Source organism: Bacteriovorax sp. DB6_IX (genome assembly GCF_000447775.1).
In the GTDB taxonomy this organism is placed as follows: domain Bacteria; phylum Bdellovibrionota; class Bacteriovoracia; order Bacteriovoracales; family Bacteriovoracaceae; genus Halobacteriovorax_A.
Genome location: NZ_AUNJ01000178.1, coordinates 1 through 6,539 on the forward strand (window position 1 = coordinate 1; position 6,539 = coordinate 6,539).

Consider the following 6,539-nt stretch of genomic DNA (forward strand, 5'->3'; position numbering starts at 1 on the left):
CCTTCCCAAAACCTTTTCCGGTTTCCTCTGCATCAAGATAAACATATCCCAGATAAGTATCCTTACCAAAGTATTGTGTTGTGACTGTTCCAACAATCTTTCCATCGTCCTTCTTACCGACGAAGAAATTTCTTTTTTTAAAGTTGTCTTCTGCCCACTTCTCATCAACATAGTGTTGGTCATAATCTTTCTCTGCTAGAAATGGTTCATACCAAGATGCTGAAGAACGAATAATTTCTGCAACTCTTCCCATATCATTCATACTTGCTTTTTCAATATCAATACTTTCTTTCATCTAAACTCCTAATAAGTTCATTAATAATTGCGACAGGGCCAGTGAACGAGTCTTCAAGCTCGGTACATGGAGAAACTCATTAAAGGTATGCATTCCTCCTCCAACTGCGCCTAATCCGTCTAAAATAACTTTGTTCCCAGTACTAAAGTGGTTCACATCTGCGGCTCCACCAACCTGTAAGGTAGAGATCTCTTTGTTTTCAATTTCTGCTATTAGATTTTGATATAAGGTTGAAACCTCATCACTCTTTGGTGTCGGACAGAATGGCGGACAATCGTCGACGACTTTATAAGAGATTTTTGCACTTTGATCTCCATCAAAGATGAGACATGGGTGTTGTCCAACGCCTCTTCAATTTTTTCGATCACAAAATGTCGTGAAGCATGACATGGAAATCTTGCTTCAACCTGGGCATAGGCATAATCACTCACAATATTGTGTTGCTTCCCACCTTCAATACGACCAACATTAATAGTTAGATCTTTTTGATAGTCAGTTAGTTGGTGAAGTTTTGAAACCTGCATGGCCATTTCACTACAAGCATTGATCCCTTTTTTTGTGATCACGTCCCGAGTGGGCCTTCTTTCCCTCAATTTCAATTTCATACCAACGATTCCCCTTTCTCCCATTTATGATGTGTCCCTCACCATAAGCAGGCTCAAACCCAAGAACAATGTCTGAGTTACGTGCGAGATTTTTAAAGATATCTAAAAATCCATTAGAACCTGTTTCTTCATTAGGAGAACAAATCACTCTTAGACCATATTGGAAATTCTTCCCTTTGCTATTGGCCAGCAAGTGAATAAGACCTCGTAAAATAACAATCATCCCCGCCTTATTATCAACGATTCCTGGACCGTAAATACGATCCCCTTCTTTCCTAATAGGAAAGTTATCCTCTTGTTTAAAGACCGTGTCTGATGACAAACGAGTGTAATAAAATTAGGGGCATGCTGAAAATACTACGGCAATCATTAGTGGCGCACTCTTGTCCACCCCATCCGAGTTTTCATGCCAGTTGACTTTAAAACCGATCTCTTCCAAACAAGAAGCGAAGACTTCGCTTACTTTTTGGACCCCGATTCGATTTGAAGTATGGGAGTTTGTTTTAACCATCCCCAAGAGTAGTTCTTCATAAAAACTATCTGGTTCCGAATCTTTTGTCTCTTCTGATAGCTCTTGAAATAAGATGCGACCTCCTTTTTTATAACCATAGTATGTTTGGCCCTCCAAATTCAACCTTCTCTCTCACGACTTCGGGATTACCAAACCATCTTGATTAAAAGTTTAAATTCAAATCCTGAGATGTTTAAATGAGCCCATGAGTAAAGAAATAGTAAAAATAGAAATCAAATCACATGACGATGCCAATAGATCACTAAAGAAGTTTCAACGCCTTTGTGAGAAGTACGGTATTAAAAGAGAATACAAAAAGAGAAAGGAATACAAGAAGCCCTCTCTTGTTCTCAAAGAAAAAAATGAAGCTGCACAAAAGAAACGTTTAAAACTTGAAAGAAAGAAATCACGATTTAGCAGAAGGTACTAATAGTCAAATATCGCTATGTTTGATTATGAGTGTTCTTAATTTGTTATAACTCTTCGAATGGAATAGGCCTCTTTACGAGGCCTATTTTTTTATACGTATTGAATTACTTTTTAAAAGAAAAATGAAGCTCATCAGTCTGCTCTGTTGCAGGAATTGATGGTGCAGAAGACATCATATCTGATGCTGTCGTTGTTTTTGGGAAGGCGATAACATCTCTAATATTATCTGTTCCAGCTAGAATCATCACAAGACGATCTAAACCAAAAGCAAGACCACCATGTGGAGGTGTTCCATATTTAAGGGCCTCAATAAAGAATCCAAATTGAGACTTAACTTCTTCTTCACTCATTCCTAGAAGTTCAAACATTCTCTCTTGAACATCTTGGTTGTGAATTCTGATTGATCCACCACCAATTTCATAACCATTACAAACAAGGTCATAAGCTTGAGCACAGAGATCTTTTAATGGTCCATTAGGGTCTGTCATATCAGCATTCATATAGTCTTCAAGTTGAGACTCGTTAACCATTGTAAATGGGTGGTGCATAGCATAGAAGCGACCATCATCATATTCAAATAATGGGAAGTTATTAACCCATAGGAATTTGTAACCTTCACCAATGAGGTTGAGCTCTTTTCCAAGGTGTCTTCTTAGAGCGTCAGCTGAAGAGTGAACAACACTTTCTTCATCTGCAAAGAAGAGCCAAGTTCCGGCTTGAGTCTGCTCTTCAAGACCAGAAAGTTTAGTAAGAATATCTTCAGTGATAAATTTAGAAATACCACCAGAAGCTTTAGAGTCTTCAACTTTAAAGAAAGCAACACCCTTTCCACCATGAGGCTTAACAACATCAACAAAACCATCAAGAACCTTTCTAGAGAAAGTTCCCATTTGTGCTGGAACGAACATTGTCTTAATCATTCCACCAGATTTAATAGCATTGGCGAAAACACCGAACTCTGTTCCTTCAAATAGTTCTGTGACAACATGTTGTTTTAGACCAAATCTCACATCTGGCTTATCACAACCATAATCTCTCATCGCATCAGCGTAACTCATTACAGGAATCTCATAACTCTCATCAAGCTTAAAAAGATTTCTCACAAGTTTCGTTACAAGATTCTTAATATATGTCTCTGTCGTATAAGAAACCTCAATATCAATTTGAGTAAATTCAGGTTGTCTATCCGCTCTAAGATCTTCATCTCTAAAACACTTACAAATCTGGAAGTACTTATCAGTTCCACCAATCATAAGTAGCTGCTTCAATGTCTGTGGAGACTGTGGAAGAGCATAAACATGACCAGGGTGAACACGTGAAGGGACAATATAGTCTCTCGCACCCTCAGGAGTTGACTTGTAAAGAACTGGTGTCTCTACTTCAACAAATCCTTCTGAAACCATTGTATTTCTCACGGCCAGTGTCACATCAGATCTCAACTTAAGCATTTCTTGGAGTTTCGATGTTCTCAAATCAAGATAACGATACTTCAGCTTATTATCTTCAGTGGCCTCAATTGCACCGTGTGGAAGAAATGGAATATTATTAATATCTGAACCAGAAAGAAGTTCTAATTCAGTTACAGAGAGTTCAACTTCACCAGTTGGCATATTCTTATTAAGCGCTTCGGCCGGTCTCTTTCTCACAACACCCTTGGCCTTAATAACTGACTCAAGGTGACATTTCTTAAGAATTTCAAGATCACCTTTGAAATCAGTGAATCCAAGTTGAGTTAACCCGTACTTATCTCTTAGGTCAATAAAGTGTAATCCACCTAAGTCACGGTTTTTATTAACCCAACCACAAAGAGTCACCTCTTGACCCTCGTGTTCTGCTCTTAATTCACCACAGTGATGAGTTCGCAATAGTCCTTCTAGTTTTGACATGTAGCGTCTCCCTATAAATTCGCTTTCAAAGTATTCTATTATTTATGAGACTATTTATAGCATCTGTCCCACAAATACTCAGTAAAATTCTGCTATTAGGAGTGCTTTTTAGTGCTATTTCTTCCAGCTGTTACGCACAGTTTCTCAATAAGAAATGGCCTAGTGCTACGCTGATCACACCAAATAAAAAAGAAATCGAAGTCTCATGGGCAATAAGTCCAATGGAAAAAGTTCAAGGCCTATCGGATTTAGATAAGAGCAAGATGCAAAAGCACGAGGGATTATTCTTCTATTACCCTATTGATGAGCAGCGAGTTTTTTGGATGCCTTCAACGAAATTTAATCTCGATATTATCTTTTTAAACCGTGAGCTCAAAGTTGTGGGACTAGAAGAAAACGTACCACACTTTCCAAAGCGTTCACCGGATAAAGATATTCCGAGAACCAAGTCATACTATTCTCGCTATGTTCTCGAACTTCATGCAGGAATGGCTAAAGTTTTCGCAATAAAAAAAGGAGACTTCTTAAAGTGGAAGTCTCCTAATAAAGTTATGAAAATTTTTAAAAGTTTATAATCTAATTGTAACGACGGTTTCGAGATTCAGGAAAGAGTATAAGATATTCATCTCTTGCAATATAACCAAGATGATCTCTAACGAGCTTCTTTTGGTAACGAGAGTTTGAACGGATCATTTCAAGTTCTTCCATCAGTGATACATTCTCTTTTTTCAAAGTTTCCAGTTCATATCTCTTTTGATCAAGAGCTGACTTCTTGTCATAGTATTCAATCACTCCACCTTCAGAAAAAATTAGTCTTAAAAGAAGGAATGTACAAAATGCCCAAGTTCCTTTTACAGCCCAACCAGTTAAACCAGCAGACTTCTTACTCTTAGTCTTTACAGTTCTCTTGGCCTTTACAGAAGTCTTTGATGGAGCCTTAACAGGTGTTGCATCAGAATAAGCAACTGGCGCAGGAGCTGTCGTTCTTCTTTGAATAGGCTCGGCCATTTCAATATTATTTGGATCTGTCACCTGGCGGCGACGGACAGATGTATTTGATGATGGAGTAGCAGATGCTTGAGAAGGACTTGGAGTACCTCTACGAGCACGCATTTTATCAATGAGTGATTCTGAAGCTGAAGGAGTCGGTCTTTGCGGCGGCCTTTGCGCAGCCTGAGGGGCTTGAGCAGATTGTGGTGCCGTCTTACCTGGAAGACCCGATGACGTACTTCTTCTTAATTTATCAGCTAAAGATGGTTTTGCACCAGCGTTTCTAACAGGAGGTGGAGTCGCACCACTTGGAGGAGGAGATGATCGCATCTGCCTCTTGGCCATTTTTGCTCGATTTCTTTCGATGGCCTTCTTTAATTTTTCATCTGCTCCAGCAGAAGCTGTGGGAGCACTTTCCGCACTTGAGGATCTTCTATCAAATGAGAATTGCAATGTAACATCCTGTTGTTAAAAAATTTTTTATAAAAAACGTCCTGTTTTTTATTATTTTATCCAGATTTTGAATTTTTCTCAACTAACTAATTGATAATCTGGTAATTTTCCGAAAGTTTTCTTTCAATTTTAAGCCAAAATCTTCTAACTGCGGCCAATTCTCTTAAATATAACTTCTCAGTAAGTCCTAATTCGCAAAGAAGAGCACTTTCCTCTTCAATCTCACCTTTTTCAAAGAGATCCATTAACTCTTTTAGTATTGGGTGAGTTGTATCAGAACTTTTTAAAACAAATTGTTTCTCACTAATTACAATTTCGCTAATTGGGATATGAAACTTAAAATGGTCTTTTAGACGATTTAATCTTAAACAGGCGACAACAACATCACCAATAGGCCCTAATCTTAGTCTCTCTCCAGAACCTGTTAGCTTATGGCTCTTAAAGTTGATTCTAAAACCATCTTCAGATTTTCCATACCACCAGCTAAATCCTGGATCACCAATATTACAAAGGATATCTTCTTCTAATGGAAATCTCTTATTGAAAAGCTGATCATAGACTATCTCAGCTTGCTCGACAGATTCAAATTCTTCGAATCTCACATCATCAAGCTCATCTTCAGAAAGTTTAAGACTTCTTAAAATCGACTTATCTCCCATTGTCAAAGAATCAAATGAATCTTCAATTGAAGTTGTCGTAAGACCTCTAAGGGAAAAAGTATTTCCACTTCTACAAATATTATAAACTAGACCTGGGGCATTAGGATAATCGACAAGCTGAGCCTCAGAAGTTTCTTCAACCTCATTAACGTCATCTTCAATCTCTGACTGAGATTGCTCAGTTGGATTAAGAAAAAAATTACTCTCTCAAATTCACTATCAGACATCGTCTCAGCTAGACGCGCCGTTTCTTGAGCTAAAAAATCAAACTCTCCACTTGTGTGCACAGTTACCCCTCCATAGGTAAAAACTAGACATATTAAAATTGTAGGTCTTTAAGACACATCTTGGCAAGTCTTTGAAACTCCTCATTTGTCTCAATCTCTGATCGAGGATAAAAATATCTTAGTTACATAAACAAAAAGAGGATTTAAACATGGATAAATTATCTACGGATTTAGGAATTTTATTTTTAAGAGTCGCTTCAGGACTAATGATGATCTTCCCTCATGGGTGGAGTAAGCTTGTAAACTTTGGAGCAAAAATGGGAGGTTTTCCAGATCCTCTAGGAATTGGACCAACTGCTTCCTTAACAGGTGCTGTCTTTACAGAATTTTTCTGCCAGATCCTTATCATCTTAGGGATCAAAACGAGATGGGCCTCACTTCCACTTCTATTTACAATGCTTGTTGCAACTTTCATGGTTCATGG

10 protein-coding genes are annotated in these 6,539 nt (G+C 38.1%); 3 read left to right on the forward strand and 7 right to left on the reverse strand.

Annotated features, from left to right (window positions below; all coding sequences use genetic code 11):
- The 4 genes from M901_RS05250 to M901_RS05265 form a co-directional block, all read right to left on the reverse strand.
- Window positions 1–295: GNAT family N-acetyltransferase (locus tag M901_RS05250; protein WP_021277148.1), on the reverse strand; the 295-nt coding region annotated here is incomplete at its 3' end.
- Window positions 296–507: 212 nt separating this feature from the next.
- Complete coding sequence (locus tag M901_RS05255) at window positions 508–861, reverse strand: peptidase dimerization domain-containing protein (protein WP_021277153.1); 354 nt, start codon at window positions 859–861, stop codon at window positions 508–510.
- On the reverse strand, window positions 830–1,222 hold the full coding sequence (locus M901_RS05260) for a M20/M25/M40 family metallo-hydrolase (RefSeq protein WP_034720581.1): 393 nt from the start codon (window positions 1,220–1,222) through the stop codon (window positions 830–832). Before M901_RS05260 ends, M901_RS05255 begins: the two co-directional genes overlap by 32 nt.
- 15 nt (window positions 1,223–1,237) lie before the next feature.
- Window positions 1,238–1,534, reverse strand: coding sequence for a hypothetical protein (locus M901_RS05265; protein WP_198295349.1), 297 nt, complete (start codon window positions 1,532–1,534; stop codon window positions 1,238–1,240).
- An 82-nt stretch (window positions 1,535–1,616) separates the two neighbouring features.
- Here M901_RS05265 and rpsU point away from each other — a divergent pair, with 82 nt between their 5' ends.
- Window positions 1,617–1,841: a 30S ribosomal protein S21 gene (rpsU, locus tag M901_RS05270; protein ID WP_021277156.1), complete on the forward strand. Its 225-nt coding sequence runs from the start codon at window positions 1,617–1,619 to the stop codon at window positions 1,839–1,841.
- Between the two features lie 103 nt (window positions 1,842–1,944).
- Here the strand turns inward: rpsU and aspS are convergent, their stop codons facing one another.
- Complete coding sequence (gene aspS / locus M901_RS05275; RefSeq protein ID WP_021277146.1) at window positions 1,945–3,726, reverse strand: aspartate--tRNA ligase; 1,782 nt, start codon at window positions 3,724–3,726, stop codon at window positions 1,945–1,947.
- A gap of 44 nt (window positions 3,727–3,770) precedes the next feature.
- Here aspS and M901_RS05280 point away from each other — a divergent pair, with 44 nt between their 5' ends.
- Complete coding sequence (locus M901_RS05280; RefSeq protein WP_081653358.1) at window positions 3,771–4,301, forward strand: DUF192 domain-containing protein; 531 nt, start codon at window positions 3,771–3,773, stop codon at window positions 4,299–4,301.
- Window position 4,302: 1 nt separating this feature from the next.
- Here the strand turns inward: M901_RS05280 and M901_RS05285 are convergent, their stop codons facing one another.
- Together M901_RS05285 and M901_RS05290 are read right to left on the reverse strand one after the other, a co-directional pair.
- Entirely contained in the window at window positions 4,303–5,169 is an 867-nt protein-coding gene (locus tag M901_RS05285; protein ID WP_021277151.1) for a septum formation initiator family protein, read from the reverse strand.
- A gap of 86 nt (window positions 5,170–5,255) precedes the next feature.
- Window positions 5,256–5,828, reverse strand: a complete 573-nt coding sequence (locus M901_RS05290; RefSeq protein ID WP_021277149.1) for a hypothetical protein — start codon at window positions 5,826–5,828, stop codon at window positions 5,256–5,258.
- Window positions 5,829–6,264: 436 nt separating this feature from the next.
- On the opposite strand from M901_RS05290, the gene M901_RS05300 reads away from it, so the two are divergent.
- A partial coding sequence (locus M901_RS05300; protein WP_021277155.1) for a DoxX family protein occupies window positions 6,265–6,539 on the forward strand: 275 nt, incomplete at its 3' end.